Below are 22,838 nucleotides of genomic sequence, written 5' to 3' on the forward strand. Positions count from 1 at the left end.
GTGTCGGAGCGGCGGCGTTCGCGGAACCTGTGTGGTTTCCACCACGCCGCCGCCTCCAGGTTATGGCCATGACGTTGCGACTCGATGATGACGACGAGCGCATGCTGAGCGAGGAAGCATTCGAGACCACGCTGGCTCGCACCACAACGCCGAACTGCTGGAATGGCTCGCGTGATCTCCCCCGGTCTGCGCACTTCCCGTGATCGCGCGGTGGTTCGATGGGGTAGTGATGCTGCGGCGGAAGTTCCAGGTGAATGCGGCGCCGGCGCGCGGGACGGCGAGCCGGGTGCTGTTCCGGTTCACGCTGGGGCGGCGTGCGGTGATCGGTCGCCAGACTGTCATCGAACCGGGTGGGACCAGTGGTTGGCACTATCACGATGGGACCCTGCTGGTGCTGGTCGCCCGCGGCACCCTCGACCATCCGGGCTCGGACTGTGTCCCGGTCACCTACCGGCGCGGCCGAATCTTCCGGGAACCCAGTGGCCCGTCCTATCCCCATGTGGCACGCAATCTCGGGACGACACCGGTGACGCTGTTCGTGCTGTACCTGAACCCGGTCGGCAGCCCGCTATCGCGTCACGTCGATCCGCCGCGGTGCGCCGAAAACAGCTCCGACTAGTTCCGTGCTCACACCAGCGAACCCCCGCGCACCAGACAAGCCACCACCGAGATTCCGGCCGAATAGCTGGTGCCGGTAATCGAGATCCGCCGAGCGCAGTCATACGGCGGCGGGGCGTGTCGTGCCGCGTTTCGACTGTGCTCGGCGAGCCAGTTCGTTCGAGCGCGGCTCAGACCGGGGGCAACCGAGTAATCGGGGGTCTCCCGAACGCAGTCAGTTGGTCGGGGCGCAGGTGTCGCGCAACGAGCACGCACCGCAGGAGGAACCGCAGCCGCCGATCTCCTGGGCGGGAACGAGCTCCTCGGCCGCGCGAGCTGCGGCATTCGCGCCCGCACCGAGGGTGAACAGCGCCACCGTGGCTGTGACCACCGCAACGATCAGCGCGGGGAAACCGCCTGCGGCCAGGGCAACGAGGCCGCCCGCGAAGAGCAGTGCGCCCGCGGCCACGGAGGTGGGGGCGGCGACGCGGTTGGCGATCCGGAAGGTTTCCTCGTCGTGCAGTGCCGCCTCGGTGTGCACCCCGACGAAGCGGTTGCGTGGCAGCCGGCCGGTCAGTCCGAGCACGCCGGTTGCGATGGCGACCATGGCCGGCACGAACAGGGTGAGAGCGACGACGAACACCTCAGGAGGCTAGCGCACCGCCGCCACGCCGGATCCAGCCCGGCCCGATTTTCGGTGTGTAAGCCCGGACGTTCTACCCTGATAGACACATCTATGACGGGGATCGGCGAGAACAAGAAGGCAGGACCGTGGCGGACACTCGTGCAACCGAAAGCGATGTACCGGAGCACAGGTACGGCGCCGGCCTCGCCGGCCGCATCGAGCGCCGGTGGCAGCGGACCTGGGATGAGCGCGGGACCTTCCACGCGCCGAACCCGGTAGGCCCGCTCGCGGGTGCGACGCCGTCGGACAAGCTGTTCGTCCAGGACATGTTCCCGTACCCGTCCGGCGCGGGACTGCATGTCGGGCATCCGCTCGGCTACATCGCCACCGATGTCTTCGCGCGCTATCACCGGATGCACGGCCGCAATGTGCTGCACGCGCTGGGCTATGACGCATTCGGTCTGCCCGCCGAGCAGTACGCGGTGCAGACCGGTGCGCATCCGCGCCAGACCACCGAGTCGAATATCGCCACCATGCAGCGTCAGCTGGATCGGCTCGGCCTGGGCCACGACCGTCGGCGCTCGTTCGCGACCACCGATCCTGAGTACTACAAGTGGACGCAGTGGATCTTCCTGCGCATTTACAACGCTTGGTACGACCAGGATCTGGACCGCGCCCGCTCGATCGCGGAACTGCGGGCACAGTTCGATTCGGGTGCCAGGCCGACCCCCGACGGCCGCGCCTGGAACGATCTGACCGCCGCCGAACGCGCCGAGGTGCTGGACTCGTATCGCCTGGTGTACCAAACGGATTCGGTGGTCAACTGGTGTCCCGGTCTTGGCACGGTGCTGTCCAATGAGGAGGTCACCGCTGACGGCCGCAGTGAGCGCGGCAACTTCCCGGTATTCCGGAAGCGGCTGTGGCAGTGGATGATGCGCATCACCGCCTACTCCGACCGGCTGGTCGACGATCTGGACCGCCTGGACTGGCCGGAGAATGTAAAGGCCATGCAGCGCAACTGGATCGGGCGATCTCGTGGCGCGCAGGTGAAATTCGATGCCGACGGTCAGCAGATCGAGGTCTTCACCACCCGGCCCGACACCCTGTTCGGTTCCACCTACGTGGTGCTGGCACCCGAACACGAACTGGTCGACAGGCTGACCGCGGAGGCTTGGCCCGCTGGTGTCGATCCGCGCTGGACCTTCGAGGACGCCGGTGACCCTCGGGAGGCCGTTGCCGGATACCGCAAGGCGATCGCGGCCAAATCGGACCTGGAGCGGCAGGAGAACAAGGAGAAGTCCGGCGTCTTCCTGGGTTCCTATGCGACGAACCCGGTGAACGGCGCCCAGGTGCCGATCTTCATCGCCGACTACGTGCTGGCCGGTTACGGCACCGGCGCGATCATGGCGGTGCCGGGACACGATCAACGCGACTGGGAATTCGCCTCCGTATTCGGCCTGCCGATCGTGGAAGTCATTTCCGGCGGAGATATTTCAGCCGCGGCCTACTCCGGCGACGGCGCGCTGGTGAACTCCGATTACCTGAACGGCCTGGCCATCGAGGAGGCCAAGGCCACCGTCATCGCGCGCTTGGAGGCCGACGGTCACGGCAAGGGCACCGTCCAGTACAAGCTGCGCGACTGGCTGTTCGCCCGCCAGCGCTACTGGGGGGAGCCGTTCCCGATCGTGTACGACGAGGACGGCGCACCGCACGCACTGCCGGAATCCATGCTGCCGGTCGAACTTCCGGAGCTGGACGATTTCGCGCCGGTCACCTTCGATCCGAACGACGCCGACTCCGAACCGTCGCCACCGCTGGCCAAGGCCACCGACTGGGTGAATGTCGAACTGGATCTGGGCGACGGACCCAAGCAGTACCGCCGCGACACCAATGTCATGCCGAACTGGGCGGGCAGCTCCTGGTATCAGCTGCGCTACGCGGACCCGACGAACCCGGATGCGTTCTGCGCCAAGGAGAACGAGCAGTACTGGCTGGGTCCGCGCTCGGCGGAGCACGGCCCGAACGATCCCGGTGGCGTCGATCTGTACGTCGGCGGTGTCGAACACGCGGTGCTGCACCTGCTGTACGCGCGGTTCTGGCAGAAGGTGCTGTTCGATCTGGGTGATGTGAGTGGTTACGAACCGTACCGCCGCCTCTTCAATCAGGGCTACATCCAGGCGCACGCTTACACCGACGCGCGCGGTGCGTATCTGCCCGCCGCCGAGATCATCGAGCGCGACGGCAAGCACTACTTCCCGGATCCGACCACCGGCATCGAGATCGAGGCGTTCCAGGAGTACGGCAAGATCGGAAAGTCGCTGAAGAACGCCATCTCGCCGGACGAGATGTGCGATACCTACGGCGCCGACACCTTCCGCCTCTACGAGATGTCGATGGGGCCGCTGGATACCTCGCGGCCGTGGGCGACCAAGGATGTCGTCGGTGCGCACCGGTTCCTGCAGCGGGTGTGGCGACTGGTCGTGGACGAAGAATCCGGCGTGCTCCGGGTCACCGACGCGGCGCCGTCGGAGCAGACGCGGCGCCTGCTGCACAAGACGATCGCGGGTGTGGACGACGACTACGCCGCACTGCGCGATAACACCGCCGGTGCCAAGCTGATCGAGCTGACCAACCATCTGACCAAGAGCTACCCCGCGGGCGCGCCGCGCGAGGTGGTGGAGCCGGTGGTGCTGATGCTGGCGCCGATGGCACCGCATATCGCCGAGGAACTGTGGGAACGGCTGGGGCACAAGGAATCCCTGGCCCACGGCCCGTTCCCGGTGGCGGATCCGGCGCTGCTGGTCGAGGAATCGGTGGAATACCCGATTCAGGTGAACGGCAAGGTGCGCAGCCGAATTCAGGTGCCCGCCGACGCCGATAACGCGACCATCGAGGCGACCGCTCTGGCCGATGAGAAGATCGCGGCACTGCTCGGCGGGAATGCGCCGCGCAAGCTGATCGTGGTGCCGGGGCGACTCGTCAATATCGTCGCGTAGGCGCGGGCCACCGCCGCGCACAGGTTGCCCGCCATCGTGCGCGGCGGGCAAATCCGTGTGGCGCGGGCGCTGTCAGCGCGACGGACAAGCCCGTTTGCGCCGACCGGTCAGCGCGGCGGCAGCAGCACGTCGTTCAGCGTCACCATAGAGAGATTGCGTTCCTTGATGATGTCCACCAGCTGCCCGTAGACGTGCGTAACCGCGGGCGCGTTCGCGTGCCCGATGATGATCGTCTGCGGATTGAAATACTTACGCGCGCACTCCAGTAGGTAATCCTCGGTGATCACGCCCGAGTCCGACAGCGAGCCGTACCACATGGTCGGCACGGTGTAGCCGAGATCCGCGGCGACCCGATCGACCGTGCCGTTGTGGCGACCGAACGGCGGGCGGTAGTAGGGCGTGCCGTCCACACCGAAGTTGTTCCACAGGAAGGACTTCGCCCGCTCCAACTGCGAGGAGATGCCCGACGCGGACAGATTGGTCAGGTCGGCGTGGTCCCAGGTGTGATTGCCGAGCTGGATCTGACCGGAATCGACCAGGGGCCGCAAAGCATCTCGGTGGATCGCCCACGAGTCGTAATAGGCGGTCACGAAGAAGGTGAACCGCGCGCCGGTATTCCTGGCGAATTCGATGTAGGCCCCGACGACTTCCGGACTCGCACCGTCATCGATCGTGAGCGCCATATTGGTGCCACCGCCCGGCAGTGCGGTGATGGTCTGCGCCGGAACCGGCGTCTTCGGTCCGATCGGCGGCGGGGGCAGCAGCGGCGCGGGCAGTATCGGCCCGCTACCCGCCGAACCACTGTTGAACGGCTCCCCCTCGGCCCGCACACAGCCGGTCAATGCCAGCGCGGTGCCTGTTGCAAGCATTGTCAGCAACCGACGTCTATCCACGATTCGAACCCTCTAGCTTCGCTCTATCAGCGCACCGCCGCCCCGTCGACGCAAACGCGCAGGTAACAGACGCGAGGCTACCGAGCGGAACTGTCTCCGAGCTGAACCTCGGAACAACATGTCAAGAAAACGACACCATCGCGGCCACACATTCGGACGAAATCACAGTGAGCCCGGACGAAATCACAGTGAGCCGAATCAGTAGGGGCGCAGCACGATCTCGGTCGGATGGCCGTCGCGCGGTGTCTCGATCGCGGCACGCACGGTCCCCGCAACCGTCTCCGGGCTCAGAAATTCCTCCGCGCGATACTCGCGACCCTCACCCGCGATGATCTCCCGCTGCATATCGGTATCGATGCGGCCGGGATGGATCGAGGTCACCCGCAGCGTCGGCTCCTCCAACCGCAGCGCGTCACCGAACGCGCGCAGACCGAACTTGCTCGCCGCGTAGGAGGCCCACCCAGCATTCGCCCGCAATCCGGCACCCGAATTGATCAGCACCACATGACCGTTGGCGGCGCGCAATGCGGGCAGTAGCAATCGAGTCAACTCGGCGATGGCGATCACGTTGGCTTCCAAGGTATTTCGCCACTGCCGCACCGAGGATTCGGCGATCGAACCCAGGTCCGCGATACCGGCGTTGTGTACCAACACATCCAGGCGTCGAATCGGCGAAACAGCTTCCGCCACCGCGGAATAGTCGGTCAACTCGACCGGCCATCCGGTGGCGCCGGGCAGTTCGCCTAATATCGCGCGCAGCGCCTCGGCCGAGCGGGCGCCGAGCAACAGATCGTGGGTCGGTGCGAGTTCGCGAGCGATCGCGGCGCCGAGCCCGCGGCTGGCGCCGGTGATCAGCGCGGTCGGCTTCGGTGTGCTGGTCACGGCGGTGGTCATGGAGTCACCGTATCGGCCACCGAAGCGGGCGGAAGCAGTACCCGCACGCGCGGCGATGGATGCATAAAGCGAATAAGTGGAATTCACGGACGGGGCATGCAGAGTGAGATCCGGCGCACAACAGCTGGCCACCAGGACGCACCAGGACGAGACACGAGTCACTGAGCGGGCGTACTTGCGGGTGTCATCGCAAAATAGGGGGATGGCACACCCGGGTTTCACCCCAACACAGCTCGCGGCTCGCGCCGCCTACCTGCTACGGGGCAATGATCTCGGCACGATGACCAGTGCCGCACCGCGGCTGTATCCGCACATGTGGAGCTGGGATGCCGCCTTCGTCGCGGTCGGTCTCGCCCCGCTGAGTGTCGAGCGCGCGGTCATCGAACTGGACACCCTGCTCTCGGCGCAGTGGAAGAACGGGATGATCCCGCACATCGTCTTCGCCAATGGTGTGGACGGCTATTTCCCCGGTCCGGCCCGCTGGGAGTGCAAGAAGCTGGCCGCCAATGCCCCGGACGGTCCGGACACCTCCGGCATCACCCAGCCGCCGGTGCACGCCATCGCGGTGCAGCGCATCCTCGACCATTCCCGCCGCCACGGCCGCAGCACCAGGGCGGTGGCCGAGGAATTCCTGAATCGGCGCTGGCCGGATCTGGTGCGCTGGCATCGTTGGCTGGCCCATGCCCGCGACCCCAAGGAGAGCGGCCGGATCACGCTGTATCACGGCTGGGAATCCGGGATGGACAATTCGCCGCGCTGGGATCGGGCCTATGCGAATGTGACGCCCGGCGATCTGCCGCCGTATCAGCGTGAGGATCTGCTGGTGGTCTCGGACACATCGCAGCGGCCCAGTGATCGCGAATACGACCGCTATCTGTGGCTGGTCGAGCAGATGCGTCGCGCCGGATACGACGACTACCAGCTCGCCTCGACGATGAGCTTCGCGGTGGAGGATGTCTTCGTCACCGCGATCTTCGCGCTGGCGTGCGAGGTTCTCGCCAATATCGGCGAGGAGTACAAGCAGCCGCATGCCGATGTCCGCGAACTGTATTCGTGGGCGGAGCGTTTCCGCGCGGGTGTGGTCGCGACTACCGACGCACGCACCGGCGCGGCCCGGGATTTCGATGTGCGACTCAAGCGCTGGATCAATACCGAAACCCTCTCGATGTTCGCCCCACTGCTGTGCGGCGGCCTGCCCCGCGACACCGAACGCAGTCTGCTGCGCCTGTTCGAGGGCCCGCGCTTCTGCGGCCATCCGGACCTGCGCTATGCCCTGCCGCCGTCCACCTCGCCGGTCTCCAAGGACTTCCGCTCCCGCGAATACTGGCGTGGCCCGGTCTGGCCGGTGATGAGCTGGTTGTTCTCCTGGGTCTTCGCCCGCCGCGGCTGGGCCGAACGCTCCTTCATGCTCCGCGCCGAGGGTCTGCGCCAAGCCAGCGACGGCAGCTTCGCCGAATACTACGAACCCTTCACCGGCGAACCGCTCGGCAGCATGCAGCAGTCCTGGACCGCGGCCTCGGTCCTGGACTGGCTCGGCTGACGCATCCGGGCCGGTCGCGACAATGGGGGGCACCGTTGAAGTAAGCGGCCCGACGGGCGGCGAGTGAATACCGTGCAAATACCTCAGATGTAACTCTGGTCACATCGATTGATGGTCGCTATCGTCGAACAGCATGGATAGTACTCGTTGGAGATCCACCCGCGCTGCGGCGCTGTCCGCGATCACGGTGGGCAGCATCCTGATGGCTACTTCGGCGGGCACGGCGGTGGCCGAACCGAGCGGGCCTGATGTGTCGTCGTGGCAACATGTCGACGGCCGGCTCATCGACTGGTTCGCGGTGCGTAGCGCGGGGCACTCTTTCGCCATGCTGAAGGCGACGGAGGGCGTGAATTACGTCAACCCGTATTTCGTGCCGGACAGCTTGTTGATGCGAGCGGCGGGAGTCGCGCGCGGGACGTATCACTACGCGCGACCGAACCTGCCGCCGGAGCCGCAGGCGGCGCTGTACGCGACGGTCGTGCTCGGACAGAACGGGCCGCTGGACCTGCCGCCGGTGCTCGATCTGGAAAATACGGGCGGACTCGGTCCGGCCGCACTGATCAACTGGACGCATCGGTATCTCAATACCGTGCAGGCCCTGACCGGGCGGGTGCCGATCGTCTACACCTATCCGAATTTCTGGAAGTCGGCCATGGCGAACACCGATGAATTCACCAGGTATCCACTCTGGATCGCCGACTACCGCGGCAACGAACAACCCGAAGTCCCAGGTGGCTGGCCGGCGTGGACGTTCTGGCAGACCACCGACAGCGGTCGCATTCCCGGTATCGCGGGCGGTACCGATGTCAACGTGTACAGCGGCGCCCAAGGCGATTTCGCGCGCTACGCCAATATGGGCTGAACAGCACGAAACCGCTACTCCCTGCAGGTTCGAGTAGCGGTTTCGTGTGTTGCGCGGGAAGCCGACTAGGCGCCGATTCGCCCGCCGCCCTTCTTCCACACCGAGACAACGGCGGGTCTGGGCAGACTATCGCCACCATCGGGCCAATGCGAGGCGGGCTTTTCCGCGGTCGCGTCATCACGCTCGCCCGGATGCTGGACGCACACCGTCACCCGCTGCTCCGACACCGTCGGACCGCAGGTCTCCGCGCCGAACGGGACGGTCAGGAATTGTTTGGTCTCTCCGCGATTCGGCCCGTCGAGCACCACCGAGAAGAGGCCGTCGTTGGCGCCGTTGGCGCGTGAGGCATCGGTGGAGATCCACAGATTGCCGTAATCGTCGAAGGCGAGATTGTCCGGTGCCGCGATCGGGCTGACCTTGGCCTTGTCGAAACCGGCGAAGTAGGTGTCGGTGGTCTTCGGATCACCGCACAGCATGAGGATATTCCAGGTGAACGTGGTGCCCGCGTGATCGTCGTCGAGTTCGAGCACCTGTCCGAATTTATTGATGTTGCGCGGATTCGCCTCGTCGATGGCGGGCTTGCCCTGCGCGCCACGCTGCTCGTTGTAGGTCAGCGCGACATAGACCTTGCCGGACTTGGGGTTCGCCTCGAAATCCTCGGGACGGTCCATCTTGGTCGCGCCGACCTTATCGGCGGCCAACCGGGTGAATACCGAAACCTCTTCGGCGGTGAAGCCGTCCACCTTCGAGGTGGCCTTGCCGTCCTCGCCGGTGACCAGCAGCGGAATCCACTGGCCGGTACCGGTGAAGCCCTTGTCCGAGGGCACCGTGCCATTGCCGTCGATCTTGTCCGGGTGATCGCCGGTGAATTTGGCGACGTACAGCGTGCCCGCATCCAGAATCGTCAGGTTGTGCCGCATGCTGGCCTGGCCGTTGCCGGACTGCACCTTTCGCGACGAGACGAACTTGTACATGTAATCGAAGCGCTCGTCATCGCCCATATACGCGACAACGGTGCCGTCCTTGGCGACGTGAATGGTCGCGGCCTCGTGCTTGAACCGGCCGAGCGCGGTGTGCTTGATCGGCGCGGCCGCGGCATCCCACGGATTCACCTCGATGACCCAGCCGAATCGGTTCGCCTCGTTGGGTTCCTTCGCCAGATCGAAGCGCGATTCGTGCCGCTCCCATTTACGCTCGGAGGCGCCGTTCGGGAAGCCGTAGCGCTTGAGCCTGGCCTTGGCGGCCTCGTCGGTGACCTTATCGCCGTTGGCGAAGTACTGGTTGACGTTCTCTTCACCGGAAAGGACTGTGCCCCAAGGGGTCAGGCCACCTGAGCAATTGTTGAGGGTGCCGAGCACCTTGGCGCCGGACGGGTCCGCGCTCGTCTTCAAGAAGGCGCTGCCCGCGGCTGGTCCGGTGACCGTGAATTCGGTGGTGCCGGTAATGCGACGGTTGTATTTGCCGAATTCCGGCGTCAGCTTGCCGACTCCGGATTCGCCCTTCACCTGGACCACCGAAAGACCGTGCGCGGCAATGGCGGTCTGGTAGTGCTCGAGTGCGGGATCTTCCTTGTTGTAGCCCTTGAACATCTGCGGTTCGGTGGTGTACTCGTGATTCACCACCAGCAGGTAGGTATTCGCCTGCCCTTCGATGGGCAGTAGCGCGGCGAAGTCGTTGTTGAAGCCGAACTGTTTGGCCTGCGCGGCGGCGGACTGGGCATTCGCGTCGAACTTCGGCGCGTCGGCGAACAGCGGGTCGCCCCAGCGGATCACGATATTGTGCTCGTAGCCTTCCGGAATGACCAGTGCGTCATCGGAATTCGCCGCGACGGGTTTGAAGTTGGTACCGACCGGTACACCGTCGACCAGCGAGCCACCCGCCGCCAATTCGACCTTGTCGTCTCCGCAGGCCGCGAGCACACCGGCCGCGCCGACCGCGACCACAACCCCCGCACTGCCTTTCAACATGCCGCGTCGCGTCAGCGCCGCGCGCACCATATCGCCGAAATATTCGTTCTCGGAAGTGTTCGGAACCTCGTGGAAGCAGGCGTTGCCGCATTTGTACTGACAGGTGATGGCCGAGCGCTTCGGCTGGCCGTCCCGCTTCACGAACAGGGCGAGGGGCTTCGGTGTCACGACTGCGCCTCGCTAGCGCTCGGGTCCGTCGTGCCACCGATGTGGCCTCTGCTTATGGTTCGCTCGCTTGGCTCGCTCACGATGAACTCCTGACATAGTGCTGACCGGCGCACCGTAAGCCGCTCAGGCAATCCACAGGAAACAGTCAGATGAACGACCGACCAATTAGGTGACCCTCAATTCGTTTACCGCGCTACTCATGTGCGACTCCCCTTGCAGGAGGAAGATCGGGATCAAGGACATGAGTACAGAGAGAGGAGTGGTGCGATGACCTTGTCCGGAGGAAAACCCCAGCTCACCTCGAAGGCGCTGGACTATCTCGATTCGATTCTCGCGGGTGCGGTGGCCGAGGCCCGCGTCGTCCTCGTCGACCACGACCATATGGGCGAAGACGGCGACGGCGGCTGCAACAGGTGTACCCACCCCACCTGTGTCGGGTTCATCCCGGGCGGTGGTGCGGTCTGCAAGCGCCCCACCTGCCAGCACAGCTTCTTCAGCCACCGCGTCTTCTGACGCAAACAAATACCGCGTCTTCTGACGCAAACAAATATTGCTCCCGTTCGGTGATGAACGAGAGCAACATTCTGCGCCGGGGCTACGCATTGACTTGCAGTGCGATCACGACCTCTTGTTCGTTCTCCGGCAGATAGTGCACCTGGATGATCCGACCGACCTGCACCTGGGCCACGCTGGCGGGCGGCAGGAACTTGTCCACGCCGGCGGTGAAAGTCGTTCCGTCGGGCCGGGTCACCACCAGGCCGAGCTCGATCTTGGAATACCCGTTACGAATTTCGCCGGGCACCGCAAGCGATTGCACGACGGCCTGAGCGGAAATGCCGCGCTCGGCGATATCGAGTTTGGCCTTGGTGGTGAAGCCCTTTCGGATCATGGATTCGTTCATGGCGCGCTGGGCTGCCGACCTATCACCGGAGCGGTCGACCTCGACCTTGTCGGTGTGATCGGGCAGATAGCGCACCGGCAGCACGACACCGGGCTGCAGCAGGGCGAGCTCGGTGAGCGGAACGATCATTTTTGCGTGCGAGTGGAAAATCTTGCCGTCGACGCCCTCGACGCTGAAATCGATGCGGATCTGCGGCTGGTCATTGACGGTGAGCCCGGTCTGGCGGAAGGACTTGATGGTGCCGATGCCGACCAGACCATCACGGAACGCTGAGCTGTTGTTGTTGCCGGTGAAGGCCGCCATGATGCCCTCCCCGATGCCATCGCCGGTGAAGGCGAAGACCATCGGGACGATGGTCAGGGCGATGATCGGCAGCGCCATCTGCGGGCCGACCCAGGCCAGCATGCTGTCGTCGAAGGGGCCGGAGCTGGTGTAGGTGAAGCCGTGCCAGAGGTAGTAGCCGATCGAGAGCACGAAGAAGGCGGCGGCGAGCGAGCGAGCGATGTTTTTCATGGTTTTCCCTGTATATGAAGTGGTTCGCCCCGCTCACGCCCCTTGTATCAAGGGGCGTGAGCGGGTTTGTCATGGTGTGGGTCAGCCGCCGACCACGGTGGAGCAGGCGAAGGTGATGTCGAATTTCGAGCTCTTCGGGGTTGCGGTCGGATTGGTGAGGTCGGGCGCGCCGACGCCCTCACCGGTGACCTTGTAGGTGTTGCCGTCCTTGACGACCTTGGCCGAACCGCCGGGCATGCCGTTGCCGAAGCCGAGGGCGTAGGGCAGGCCGTCGGCGCCGCCCTTGCTGCCCGCGACCGCGACCGCCTGGACGTTGTCGGTGCCGGTGATGGAGGCGCTCACGCTCAGGGTGCCATAGGTGGCGTTGTTGGTGTCGCTGAGTGCGAGGGCGAGGGTGCCGCCCTGCTTGGCGCAGGTGGTCTCGAACTTGCCGTCGAGCGCCTTGCCGTCGACCGAGGCGATCGACTTGCCCGACGCCGGTGCCGGGGCGGCCGAGGTGCCCGGCTTGGCCGAGGTGGTCGGCGAGCTGCCCGAATCGTCACTGCATCCGGTGACGAAGAGGGCGAATGCGGCGGCCGAGGCGGCGAGGGCGGCGGCGGAGATGCGGACCGGCTTGGTGTTCATGATCTGTTCCTTTGCTTGGTTCGGCTCCGGTGTTGGGCCGATACGAGAAAGGTAGGAATCGAACGCGCCCTACCGATCCCAGGTTTTTCGGAGTCTGAAACAGAGGAAGTTCCGTTAGCCTGGTCGAATGCGACGGCCGCGCGCGATGGTGCTGGACGAGGTTTGGCGCCGACTCGAGGGCGTCGAACCGCTCAGTGGACCCCACGGCGGGCCGCTGCGGCGCACCGTGAAGCTCATCCTGGATCCACTGGTCATCCGCCCCGTGCAGCATCCGCTGTGCGCGGGCCCGATCCTGACCGCCGACGGCGCGGTGCTGCTCGCCACTCGAATTCATGCCGCCGCCGACGTGCTGCGCGCGACGGCGGCCTGGTTTTCCCTGCTCAAACAGGTCCGACGGGCGCTGCGGATCACCGAGGGCAATCCGCAGGATCTGTATTTCCAGCGCGCCTTCGAACTCGCCACCACATCGGGTATGCCGGATCCGTCCCGGGACCGGGCGACCGCCGAGGCGACACTGCGCGACGTCCATGAATTCGCGGCGGGGCGCACCACACAGGCACTCAAGGAGTACATCACCGCGGGTGCGCGGACTGCCGAACTCGACTCGTTGATCGATATCGCGTGGGGACGACGTCCGGTGGGCGGGCCGACCGGAGAACACGCCGAGCTGTTCGCGGCGCTGCTCGATGCGGCCGCGGCGCGCGACGGTCGCAGCGCCGACGGGCAGCGGACATTCGATCAGCTCGTCGCCACCCATGCTGGGACACACGGGGGAATCCGACTATGGGGCAACAGCTTCGAGCCGACCGCACATCAGCTCGGGCTCACGGCGGTGCCGGTTCCGCAGTCACCGGCGCTCGGTTCGTCGGCCTCGAAGGCAAGTCTCGGGCTGCCGTTCGATCGCACCATCTACGAGCGCGTATTCACCGTGCTGCAGGCGTCGAGTGAACGGGCCGAACTGCCGCCCATTCCGGAATTGGTGACCACGGAGATCGCCAGAAGTTGTTCGCCCTGGGCGCTTTTGGATGAATCACTACGGGTCGCGGCGACGGCCGGGGCCGCGCTCGCGCTCGGGTTGCGGCCGATCGCACTGCATGGCGCGGAGTCGGCAGCGGCCGAAACCGCGGCGCATCGGGTGATCAATAGCCGCTGGCAGCGGGAGGCATACGTGCTGCAGGCGCGGCGGCTCGCGGTGCGCACCGATATCGAAATGCCGAGTGGCCCACTGGCGGCCATCGCGACCGAGCTGCGCACACCGTGGCGGCCGTATTTGCGGCGGCTGTGGGTTCGCCTGCACGGACGCGATGTCCGGGAGTTCGGCGTCTACGAGCCGGACGAGCTGTGGGATCTGCTCGATGGTGTGGCGCGCTCGGTCATGCTGGACCATCGCATGCGGGTCAAACAGGCGCTGAGTGTGAGTTCCCTGGTGACCGAGTCGGATCCGGCGGAATCGAGGGCGAGCTGATGAGCGGGATCGTGCGGATCGAACCGGCCGGAGACGGAATTTGGATCATCGCGCCCGACGGAGCGCCGACGGTATCGGACGGTGCCGCGGCGATCGATGCGATGGTGCTCGAGGTGGTCGGCGGTCATCTGTCGTGGAGTCTGCTTGCCGGACAGACGATTCCGGCGGCGGTGATCGATGATGTCGAGCTCGCTCAGGACTGGTTGTGGGCGGTGTACGGCGAACGGATTGCCATTGCCATCGCCGACACCGAGAGTGGTGGCACCGAATTCACCGACGTAGCCGACCCCGCGGTGCCGAATCTGGTGGCCGCCGCCTGGCGGCTCGGGTTCGCGTATTGGGCCGCGCGCTGGTGGCCGGCATCGACGATCGATGGCATCACCGCGCTCGACGATCGGCTGCTGGACCAGGAGATAGCGACACTGCGCACGCAGTGCGAACCGCTCCTCGGTGATGACCAGCCGGACTCAGACGAAGAGTTGCCTATTTCCGTCGAAATATCTACTCGTGCAGAGGATTACGCGCTCGCCGCTGGTGGCGGTGCCGATCGGCCGGCCGGGGCGCTGTCGCTCGGTCACGGCACGGGCGGATGGGATTGGCGCCGCTGCCCGCCCGGCCTCATCGACGCGTCCGAACGGGCGGTGTCCTGGGAATCGACCCGAAGTTCGGGCGCTACGACCGTCCGCGTCACCGCGGTAGCCGCGCCCCAATTGGGCTCGGACGCACCGGCACACCTGCACCCGCGCGCCCTCATCACCACACCCGTCGGGACCGCCGAGGCCGAGCTGGATCTGGTCGGCGATCTGTGGACCGGCGCGGCCACCACGCCGTCGAATTCTGTTTCGACGGTGGATGTCTACGTGCCCGGCGTCGGTGCGCCCGGCGAACCCGAACTGGGTGGTCCCGAGATCCGGCGACAGATTCGTGAACTCGCGGCCGCACGGCTGCGTCGGGCCACCACAGCGGACGATGCCGTCGACGCACCTCTCCTTGCCGAAATCGCCGCCGCCGCATCGGATTCGGACTTCTGATGCCTGCCGATGACGGTCGCGAGCGACTCGCCGAAGGAGCGGCCGCCTATCAGCGCGGCGATGTCGCCGAGGCCAGGCGACTGTTCGAGGAGATCGCAAGGACCAGCACGGATGGCCTGCGGGTCAGCGCTCTGGTCAATGCCGCGAGCATGTCCGATGAACTCGGCGATCATGCCGGGGCGATCGTCATGTTCCGCGAGGCACTCGCGGAAATGCCCGCGGACGCGATCGAAAAGCGGCCCGCCGCACTGATCAACCTCTCCCAGGCATTGCAGCACGTCGGCGATCTCGATGGTGCGCAGGAGGCGCTGGAACAGGCGCGCGCAATGCTGACCGAACACAATGACGAGAGCATGCAGCGGGTGGCCTGTCTGCTATCGCTGACCGCGGTGGCATTCCATCGCCAGAGCTGGGCCTACGCCATCGAACTCGCCACCGAATCATTGGATGCGGCGGTGCGTTTCGCGCCGCACCTGGCCGGACATCCGCTCTCGACGCTCGGCGGGATCTACTTCGAGACCGGACGGCGCGAACTCGCCGTCGACTTCATGGGCCAGGCGCTGGCGGCATTCGATGCGGCCGGTGATCGCAATGCTGTCGCCGAGACGGAACAGAATCTGGCCGTCATGTACGTCAGGTTGGATCGGTTCGACGAGGCGGAACCGCCGCTGCGCTCCAGCCAGGAGTATTTCGAGCGCGCCGAACTCGGATATCGGGCGGGCGTCGGGCTCAAGACCATGGGTTTTCTCGCCGAGGGCCGTGGCGATACCGATGCGGCGCATCAGCTCTATCGCCGCAGCCTCGACTATTTTCGAGAATCCGGTGCGGTGCTCGATGCCGCGGATGTGCGGGTGCGCCTGGCGACCGTGGCGTACTCGAACGGACAATACGACGAGGGCGAAATTCTCATCGGCGAGGCCTTCGCCGCGTATGCCGAGCGCGGTCTCGGTTTGCACTGTGCCCAAATCGATTTCTGGCATGCGGCGCTATTGGAGTCGGTCATCGAGGCGGCCGAATTCCCGGATGCCGAGTTATTGGGGCGGGCAATCGGTCTCGCGGTACCGTCGGCGCTGGCCATCGATGCCGTGCGCTACACGCTGCCCAATGGCAATCAACGCGAGAAATGGAACCGCCAGATCGCCGATCCGGCGATGCGGATGGCATTCCGGTTCGCCTATCTGTCCGGCAATGGTCCGCTGATCGTGGACCTCATCGAAACACAGTGCGCGGGTACGACATTGGATATCGCCAGATCAGCAGCCAGCGCACCGCCACGGCTGCCGCTCGAACTATTCGATCCCCCAGCTGAGTCGGCGCAACCCACGGTGCAGGTCGGGACCGGGCCGCAGAGTGGGTCGGCACCGCAGTTGGGCACGGCGCTGGCCTCGGTCGCGGCGGGCGCGGGACTGCCGGTGGTGCCACCGCCGCGGGTGACCGTCGCACCGGACGGGCATATCGCATTGGCCGGGTATATCGAGGCCGCCGAGCTGCGGTACGGGCATCCGGTGCGGGACAGCCGGGTGCTGCCCGCATGACCCTCTCGGAACAACCGACCGTCATTGTGCGGATGGCGGATGCCGGCGATCTGTACATGTCGTGGCGCTGGTTGCGCAACGAATACGCCCAGGGTGCGAGCATGCTGCCCGGGGATGCGATCACCGACGCCGTCGAGCAGTTCGCGCAGGCACTGCCGAATCCGGCGCTGCCCGGCGGACTCGAACGTGCCATGACCAGTGGCGCTTTCGCCTCGTACGACACGGAATATCTTGTTGCGCAGTCACTTTCCCGTGCACTGCTGCCCTATGGACTGGCGGCACAGTTGTACGACCTGCACATGCGCGGGGTGCGTCCACATATTCGGCTGCAACCCTCGCCCCGGGTGGCTCAGATCCCCTGGGAGATCATCGCTCCCAGCCCGGAGCTGCGTCTGGTGGATATCGCCGATATCAGTCTGCTCGCTCCCGCCAGCATTGTGCACGGCCCGAACCGCACGGCGCGCGCCTGGTCCGAGACGAGCACCCTTCCAGTAGTGGCCGTACTCGACCCGCGCGTCCCGGGCTTTCGCGCCGATTCCGCACTCGGCTCCGTCCTCGGACGGATGGACCCCAAAGCTCCACTCGCCCAACGGGTTGCCGAATATTCGGCCGAGGGCCGACTACTGCCCGCGGTCGACGACCCGATCGACGCGTTCCGCCGCACGGATATCGATCGAAGCTGGTTGAGCGAAGCACTGCGCGGCGGTGTCAGCCGCCTGACCTATGTGGGGCACGTAACCGCCGCAGCCCCCGAATCCGGCCAGAGCGAAGCCTCCGAACTACACCTCGCCTGCGACGCCGAATCCGTCGGCTTCGCCACCCCCGTCCGAGCGCATCGCCCGCTCTCGGCCAAGGACCTACTGCTCGGCACCCACACCCTGACCACCGATCCCGTCGCCGGACCACAACTCTGGCCCATTCCGAGCCGAGTCGCGCTGATCGCCTGCGAAAGCGGCGGCGATATGCGATTCAGCGAGGCCCTCGGCCTGGTCGCCGCCATGATCAACGGCGGCGCCGAACTGGTTACCGCCAGCCGCTGGCCGCTGCCCACCGACTTCGCCTTCCAGCGCCTCGCCGGCGCACCCCCCGAAGCCCACCCCCTGCAAGACGCCATCTGTGCCATCGACGCCGCCCACGAACACCCGGACCCGGTGACCGCCCTCGCCACCTGGCAACGCTCCCGCCTGACCGCCTGGCGCACCACCCACGCCATCGAACACTCCCCCTTGCTCTGGTCCGCCTTCGCCACCGTCCGCACCTGAGCGCGCAGCTACCGGTATGCGTCCGGTCGCTTCGCCACGACGAAGACAGTGACCAGCTGTTCTTATCGTCGATCTCGTACGCGGTACGTGGAGAGCTTCACCGGCGGTATCTTCCTCGAGCGGCCAGCAGATCTGGGCAGGTACCGTGAGGCGTACGGGGTTCTCCAGCGTGAGGCGCTTGATGCCCGACCGAGCCGAGACCTATTACGTGAAGTTGCGAAGGAGTTCGAACGTGGGCGTTGACCTGTCCGGTGCGAAGTGGTTTAAGAGTAGCCACAGTGGCGGGGGACAAGATTGCGTAGAGGCGGCGCACCTGGACGGTGGCCTGGTCGGTGTCCGTGACTCCAAGAACCCGACCGGTCCCGCGCTCGTCTTCACCCCGGCCGAGTGGGACGCGTTCACCGCTGGCATGAACGATGGCGAGTTCGATCGAGCATAGGCGCTCAAAACGTCAATCGAAAATACCCCGTTCCGCTGTCAGCGGAGCGGGGTATTTCATTGCGCTGTAAGGGGTTTCGACCGTCTCGCACCCCTGTTCCAGGTGTCGTGACCGGCGCGCGGTCCGGCTTCTACTGGATGCAGGAGGTATAGACGACCGTAGGTCACAGAATGTCCGCAATCATGACGAAACGGCTGAAACGAACCGTTGCCCTGAGAGTGCGTGCCACTGCGGGCGGTTCGGATCCGAGTCGCTCGGCGAGATCCCCAGCCGAGCCACGGCCGAACCGGGCAGCAGCTCGGCGGCGAGCTCAGTGGTCGTCGTAGTGGCCGTTGTGCGCGGCGTGGTGGTGGCCGTCGTGCAGGTAATCGACGTGGTCGCCGTGCTGGACGGCTTCATGGCCGCAATTGGGGCCGTGGATGTGGTCGTGGCCGACATGTTCGGTGTGGCCTACGGGTTCGCATTCGTCCCAGTGGCCGTTGTGCTCGCGGTGTAGGTGGCCGCCGTGGGCGTAGTCGGTGTGGTCGCCGTGCGGGACTTCGGCGTGGCCGCAGCCGGGTCCGTGGACGTGCTGGTGGTCGGTGTGCTCGTGATGCGCTGTGGTCATCGGACCTCCTCGTTCCCATTGCTGGATATGTGGCGCCGAGCGTGACGACACATTAACAGGTGCGCATCTGTCGAGTTTACTAGCCGTGTGCTGAGGGTCATAAAACCTGGGCGAGGAAGCGCTGCAGCCGCGGGGTCTGCGGGTTGTCGAACACAGCGTCGGGTGCGCCGGTTTCAACCACCTGACCAGCGTCCATGAACAGCACGCTGTCGGAGACGCTGCGCGCGAAACCCATTTCATGGGTCACCACGATCATCGACATCCCCTGGGTAGCCAGATCGGCCATCAGCGCGAGAATACCCTTCACCAACTCTGGATCCAGCGCCGAGGTGGCCTCGTCGAAGAACATGATCTCCGGCTGCATGGCCAGCGCTCGGGCGATAGCCACCCGCTGCTGCTGCCCACCGGACAGATTCGCCGGGCGCGAATCGGCCTTCTCGGCCAGCCCGACCACCTCCAGTTGCTCGACGGCCAGCGCGCGAGCGGCATCCTTGGACAGCCCGCGCAGCTTGCGCGGCCCGAGCGCCACATTCTCCGCGACCGTCTTGTGCGGGAACAGGTTGAAGTGCTGGAACACCATGCCGATGCGCTGGCGCAGCTGATCCGGATCAGCGGTGAGCACCGACTCGCCGTCCAACAGCACATCACCCTGATCGGGTTCGTGCAGGCGGTTCAGCACCCGCAGCAGCGTCGACTTGCCGGAGCCGGACGGCCCGATGACCGTGGTGGTCTTTCCCGCGTCGACATGGATATCGACGCCGCGCAGCACATGGTTGTGGCCCAACGTCAGATGCAGACCGGTTCCGGTGAGAGAGGCACTCATGCCTTACCCGCGCCCTTCCGTGATCGTGGCCGCCTCGACCTGGTCGATGGGCTGGTCGGGTCGGCCGGTGCGCATCCGGTGGTCGATGTAGTTCACCAGGTGCGTCAGCGGGATGGTCAGCAGCAGGTAGACCAGGCCGGCGGCGACCAGCGGGGAGAGATTTCCGGTCTGCGCGTTGAGATCTCGCCCGACCGCGAACAGTTCGCGCTGGGTCGCGAGCAGTCCGAGGAAGTAGATCAATGAGGAATCCTTGATCAGCGCGATGAATTGGTTCATCAGTGCGGGCAGCACCCGGCGCACACCCTGCGGAATCACCACCAGTGTCATGGCCTGGCGGTAGCCGAAGCCGATGGCCCGCGCGGCCTCCAGCTGACCCGCCTCCACGGATTGGATGCCGGAGCGGAAGATTTCACCGATGTAGGCCGAGGCCAGCAATGCCAGCGCGATCGCGCCGAGCCAATACGGGTTGTTGCCGGTGATATTGCGCACGACCGGCCCGATGCCGAGTCCGATGATCAGGATGATTACGACGGCGGGCAGGCCGCGAAAGATATCGGTGTAAACCCTTGCGGGCCAGCGCAACCAGCGCGTCCGGGAAATACCCGCGACCGCGAGCAGCATGCCGAGGATGGTGCCGAGCACACCCGAAACCAGCGCCAGGATCAGGGTATTCGGCAGACCGGTCTCGAACAGATCGGGAAAGGCCTTGCGGTACAGCGACCAGTCGAAGAACGTCTCCCGCAACTGCTGCAATGTCGATTTCGGCGCAGCCTGTCCGCTATCGGTGGTCTTCTTCTGCGCGGCGATGGCGGCGAAGTCCGGGAGTTGTGGTGCGGGTGCGGCTTTCGAGCCCGGCATCCAACCGGGCGGCAACTGCCTCGGCACCCAGTCGGCGTAGAGCTTGGCATAGGTGCCATCGGCGATCACGGCATCGAGACCGCTGTTCAGCGCATCGATCAGCGGCTGGTTGTTCTTGGCGACCGCATAGCCGACGAAATTGTCCAGGCTGAAGGTGTTCTGGATGATCGTGGTTCCGTCACCCGACTTCACCTGCCCCTCGGCCTGTGCCGACGGCGCGACCCAGGCATCGACCTGACCCGACTTCAGATTCGCGTAGGCGGTGGCGTAATCCGGGAACTTCACCGGATCCAGATGCAGCTGGTTGACCACGTAATCGTCTTGCACTGTGCCCTGCACGACGGCGATCCGGTTACCGCGTCCCAGATCCGAAAAGCCCTTGATGGCACTGCCGTTGGGGACTACGAGGGAGAAGTAGCCGAAGTCGTAACCGTTGGTGAATCCGACGCGTTCGCGCCGTTCCGCGGTGGTGGTGATATTCGACGAACCGACATCGAAGCGACCACCGGAGACCTGCGAGAGCAGCGGTGCGAATTCGGTGCCCGAGAACTCCACCTGGAGACCGAGTTTCGCACCGATCGCCCGCAGCAGCTCATTGTCGAAGCCGGTGAACGAGCCCGCCGAGTTCAGGCAGATGCTCGGCGGCGCATCCGAGAGCGTACCCACCGTGAGTTTGCCCGGCGTGATCAAACGCAGCTTGCCGGTATCGATCGCCGACACCGGCAACGTGCTCGCGGTGGTGTACTTGTCCGCACCCGCCGCGGCCGCCGAGCCGAGGTTCGTCGGTGCGGCCGATGCCGCGCTGAGTCCGGGCGGGCTGCATTGGTCTCGATCGGCGGAATCGTCGCCGGAACCGCAGGCCGTGGCGGCGAGGCCCACGGCAAGCAATAGCACGGCGATCAACGCACGAGACCGCACAGCGGGCAGACCAGCCATGGTGAGCAACCCTAACGCCCGATTCAGCGTTGAAAGGCAGCTACCCCGTGGCGCATGCGTCGGCCACACTTCGCGATCAGGGCTTACGGCCGCCGGGCGTGCGCGGACGCGGCACCATGGCCCGATCCCGGAATTCGAATCACGGTGATTCGAACCCGACCTCCGACCGGCGTTACGGCCCAGGGCTAGGCCAGACCTCGGACCGGCTCCGGATTCACTTCGTCACGCCAACGGACCGCTCGCTCGACCTCACTCAGGTCGAACTTCGGCCCGCTCACACCGATGGTGAACAGATTCACCCCGGCGTCGACGAATGTCGCCGCCCGCTCCGCACCCGGCCACTGCACCGAGCGCTCGATCTTCGCCTGATCGGTGCCGACGTCCGCGCAGTGGTCGGTGAGCACCTTGTTCTTGTGCGCGATCGCGTCGAGGTCGGCGAAGGTGTGCCATATATCGGCGTACTGAGCGACCAACCGCAGCGTCTTCTTCTCGCCACCACCGCCGATCAGAATCGGGATATGACGGGTCGGCTGCGGATTCAGCTTCTTCAGCCGGGCGGTGAGCCGGGCCATATTCGCCTTCAGCAGCGCGAGCCTGGTTCCCGGGGTACCGAATTCATAGCCGTACTCGTCGTAGTCCTTCTGGAACCACCCCGCGCCGATGCCGAGAATGAGCCGGCCATTGCTGATGTGGTCCACCGTGCGCGCCATATCGGCGAGCAGATCGGGATTGCGGTAACCGCCGCCGGTGACCAGCGCACCGATCTCGATCCGTTCGGTCTGCTCGGCCCAGGCGCCGAGCATGGTCCAGCATTCGAAATGCGCGCCGTTGTGGTCGCCGGTCAGCGGATAGAAGTGATCCCAGTTGAAGGCGATATCGACGCCCGCATCCTCCGCGCGCAACACGGCGTCGCGCAGGAGTCCGTAGTCGGAGGCGTGCTGGGGCTGTAGCTGTACACCGATTCGAACCGGTCGCGTCATGAGCCTGCTCCTCGTCGCTCGATCTGGTTCCCCGATCGAGGCTACCGGCGTCAAGATCTTCGGCGCAGCACCGGGGTCCCAGGTCGACGCAAGCTATTGAGCCGCCATGGCGACCAGCCGTAATACGTCGCGGATCCACCCGGCGTCACGGTCGCAGTGGGATCACCCGTGCAGCTACCGCGGCGCCCGCGAGCGAATTCAGCCCTGGCACAACACTACCGAGCCCTGCTCGCCACACCGCAGCAAACATGGAAGCCACCGACGAGCTGGGCCGATAGATTCGCCGACCACGAAGAGGGGCGGATTCGGCATTCTCCAGCTA

General features: G+C 65.5%; 22 protein-coding genes. 12 read left to right on the plus strand and 10 right to left on the minus strand.

What is annotated here, in order from left to right:
* Nucleotides 1–68: 68 nt before the first annotated feature.
* Together ACQPXH_RS32175 and ACQPXH_RS32180 are read left to right on the plus strand one after the other, a co-directional pair.
* Complete coding sequence (locus ACQPXH_RS32175) at nt 69–203, plus strand: hypothetical protein (protein WP_433600157.1); 135 nt, start codon at nt 69–71, stop codon at nt 201–203.
* A gap of 26 nt (nt 204–229) precedes the next feature.
* Complete coding sequence (locus ACQPXH_RS32180) at nt 230–619, plus strand: cupin domain-containing protein (RefSeq protein ID WP_433600158.1); 390 nt, start codon at nt 230–232, stop codon at nt 617–619.
* A gap of 213 nt (nt 620–832) precedes the next feature.
* On the opposite strand, the gene ACQPXH_RS32185 is transcribed toward ACQPXH_RS32180, so the two are convergent.
* On the minus strand, nt 833–1,240 hold the full coding sequence (locus tag ACQPXH_RS32185; protein ID WP_433600159.1) for an SdpI family protein: 408 nt from the start codon (nt 1,238–1,240) through the stop codon (nt 833–835).
* Nucleotides 1,241–1,368: 128 nt separating this feature from the next.
* Here ACQPXH_RS32185 and leuS point away from each other — a divergent pair, with 128 nt between their 5' ends.
* Nucleotides 1,369–4,218 (plus strand): leucine--tRNA ligase, encoded by a 2,850-nt coding sequence (leuS, locus tag ACQPXH_RS32190; RefSeq protein WP_433600160.1) that lies wholly within the window; start codon nt 1,369–1,371, stop codon nt 4,216–4,218.
* A gap of 107 nt (nt 4,219–4,325) precedes the next feature.
* Here the strand turns inward: leuS and ACQPXH_RS32195 are convergent, their stop codons facing one another.
* Together ACQPXH_RS32195 and ACQPXH_RS32200 are read right to left on the minus strand one after the other, a co-directional pair.
* Nucleotides 4,326–5,096 (minus strand): polysaccharide deacetylase family protein, encoded by a 771-nt coding sequence (locus ACQPXH_RS32195; protein WP_433603659.1) that lies wholly within the window; start codon nt 5,094–5,096, stop codon nt 4,326–4,328.
* Nucleotides 5,097–5,309: 213 nt separating this feature from the next.
* Nucleotides 5,310–6,005, minus strand: a complete 696-nt coding sequence (locus ACQPXH_RS32200) for an SDR family oxidoreductase (protein ID WP_433600161.1) — start codon at nt 6,003–6,005, stop codon at nt 5,310–5,312.
* Between the two features lie 202 nt (nt 6,006–6,207).
* Here ACQPXH_RS32200 and ggh point away from each other — a divergent pair, with 202 nt between their 5' ends.
* Complete coding sequence (ggh, locus tag ACQPXH_RS32205) at nt 6,208–7,545, plus strand: glucosylglycerate hydrolase (RefSeq protein ID WP_357481901.1); 1,338 nt, start codon at nt 6,208–6,210, stop codon at nt 7,543–7,545.
* A 202-nt stretch (nt 7,546–7,747) separates the two neighbouring features.
* On the plus strand, nt 7,748–8,407 hold the full coding sequence (locus ACQPXH_RS32210; RefSeq protein WP_433603660.1) for a glycoside hydrolase family 25 protein: 660 nt from the start codon (nt 7,748–7,750) through the stop codon (nt 8,405–8,407).
* 65 nt (nt 8,408–8,472) lie between these two features.
* Here ACQPXH_RS32210 and ACQPXH_RS32215 read toward each other — a convergent pair whose 3' ends face one another.
* Nucleotides 8,473–10,542, minus strand: coding sequence for a PhoX family protein (locus tag ACQPXH_RS32215; RefSeq protein WP_433600162.1), 2,070 nt, complete (start codon nt 10,540–10,542; stop codon nt 8,473–8,475).
* A gap of 267 nt (nt 10,543–10,809) precedes the next feature.
* On the opposite strand from ACQPXH_RS32215, the gene ACQPXH_RS32220 reads away from it, so the two are divergent.
* Nucleotides 10,810–11,055 (plus strand): hypothetical protein, encoded by a 246-nt coding sequence (locus ACQPXH_RS32220; protein ID WP_433523562.1) that lies wholly within the window; start codon nt 10,810–10,812, stop codon nt 11,053–11,055.
* Between the two features lie 82 nt (nt 11,056–11,137).
* Here the strand turns inward: ACQPXH_RS32220 and ACQPXH_RS32225 are convergent, their stop codons facing one another.
* Entirely contained in the window at nt 11,138–11,956 is an 819-nt protein-coding gene (locus ACQPXH_RS32225) for a hypothetical protein (RefSeq protein ID WP_433600163.1), read from the minus strand.
* A gap of 81 nt (nt 11,957–12,037) precedes the next feature.
* Nucleotides 12,038–12,580: a lipoprotein LpqH gene (locus tag ACQPXH_RS32230; protein ID WP_433600164.1), complete on the minus strand. Its 543-nt coding sequence runs from the start codon at nt 12,578–12,580 to the stop codon at nt 12,038–12,040.
* Between the two features lie 145 nt (nt 12,581–12,725).
* Here ACQPXH_RS32230 and ACQPXH_RS32235 point away from each other — a divergent pair, with 145 nt between their 5' ends.
* The 6 genes from ACQPXH_RS32235 to ACQPXH_RS32260 are packed head-to-tail and all read left to right on the plus strand — an operon-like array spanning nt 12,726 to nt 18,312.
* A complete protein-coding gene (locus ACQPXH_RS32235) occupies nt 12,726–14,045 on the plus strand; it encodes a hypothetical protein (protein ID WP_433603661.1) in 1,320 nt (439 codons plus the stop codon).
* On the plus strand, nt 14,045–15,076 hold the full coding sequence (locus ACQPXH_RS32240; protein ID WP_433600165.1) for a hypothetical protein: 1,032 nt from the start codon (nt 14,045–14,047) through the stop codon (nt 15,074–15,076). The genes ACQPXH_RS32235 and ACQPXH_RS32240 overlap by 1 nt, the downstream gene beginning before the upstream one ends.
* Nucleotides 15,076–16,611, plus strand: a complete 1,536-nt coding sequence (locus ACQPXH_RS32245) for a tetratricopeptide repeat protein (RefSeq protein ID WP_433600166.1) — start codon at nt 15,076–15,078, stop codon at nt 16,609–16,611. Before ACQPXH_RS32240 ends, ACQPXH_RS32245 begins: the two co-directional genes overlap by 1 nt.
* Entirely contained in the window at nt 16,608–17,873 is a 1,266-nt protein-coding gene (locus tag ACQPXH_RS32250) for a CHAT domain-containing protein (RefSeq protein ID WP_433600167.1), read from the plus strand. Before ACQPXH_RS32245 ends, ACQPXH_RS32250 begins: the two co-directional genes overlap by 4 nt.
* 48 nt (nt 17,874–17,921) lie before the next feature.
* Nucleotides 17,922–18,116 (plus strand): Scr1 family TA system antitoxin-like transcriptional regulator, encoded by a 195-nt coding sequence (locus ACQPXH_RS32255; protein WP_433600168.1) that lies wholly within the window; start codon nt 17,922–17,924, stop codon nt 18,114–18,116.
* Nucleotides 18,106–18,312: a DUF397 domain-containing protein gene (locus ACQPXH_RS32260; RefSeq protein WP_433600169.1), complete on the plus strand. Its 207-nt coding sequence runs from the start codon at nt 18,106–18,108 to the stop codon at nt 18,310–18,312. Before ACQPXH_RS32255 ends, ACQPXH_RS32260 begins: the two co-directional genes overlap by 11 nt.
* 310 nt (nt 18,313–18,622) lie before the next feature.
* Here ACQPXH_RS32260 and ACQPXH_RS32265 read toward each other — a convergent pair whose 3' ends face one another.
* The 4 genes from ACQPXH_RS32265 to ACQPXH_RS32280 form a co-directional block, all read right to left on the minus strand.
* On the minus strand, nt 18,623–18,919 hold the full coding sequence (locus ACQPXH_RS32265; protein WP_433600170.1) for a hypothetical protein: 297 nt from the start codon (nt 18,917–18,919) through the stop codon (nt 18,623–18,625).
* Between the two features lie 97 nt (nt 18,920–19,016).
* Nucleotides 19,017–19,742 (minus strand): amino acid ABC transporter ATP-binding protein, encoded by a 726-nt coding sequence (locus ACQPXH_RS32270; protein ID WP_433600171.1) that lies wholly within the window; start codon nt 19,740–19,742, stop codon nt 19,017–19,019.
* Between the two features lie 3 nt (nt 19,743–19,745).
* On the minus strand, nt 19,746–21,536 hold the full coding sequence (locus ACQPXH_RS32275; protein ID WP_433600172.1) for an ABC transporter substrate-binding protein/permease: 1,791 nt from the start codon (nt 21,534–21,536) through the stop codon (nt 19,746–19,748).
* A gap of 185 nt (nt 21,537–21,721) precedes the next feature.
* Complete coding sequence (locus ACQPXH_RS32280) at nt 21,722–22,516, minus strand: LLM class F420-dependent oxidoreductase (protein WP_433600173.1); 795 nt, start codon at nt 22,514–22,516, stop codon at nt 21,722–21,724.
* Nucleotides 22,517–22,838: the final 322 nt, after the last annotated feature.

The organism is Nocardia sp. CA-135953 (assembly GCF_050955735.1).
Classification (GTDB): domain Bacteria; phylum Actinomycetota; class Actinomycetes; order Mycobacteriales; family Mycobacteriaceae; genus Nocardia.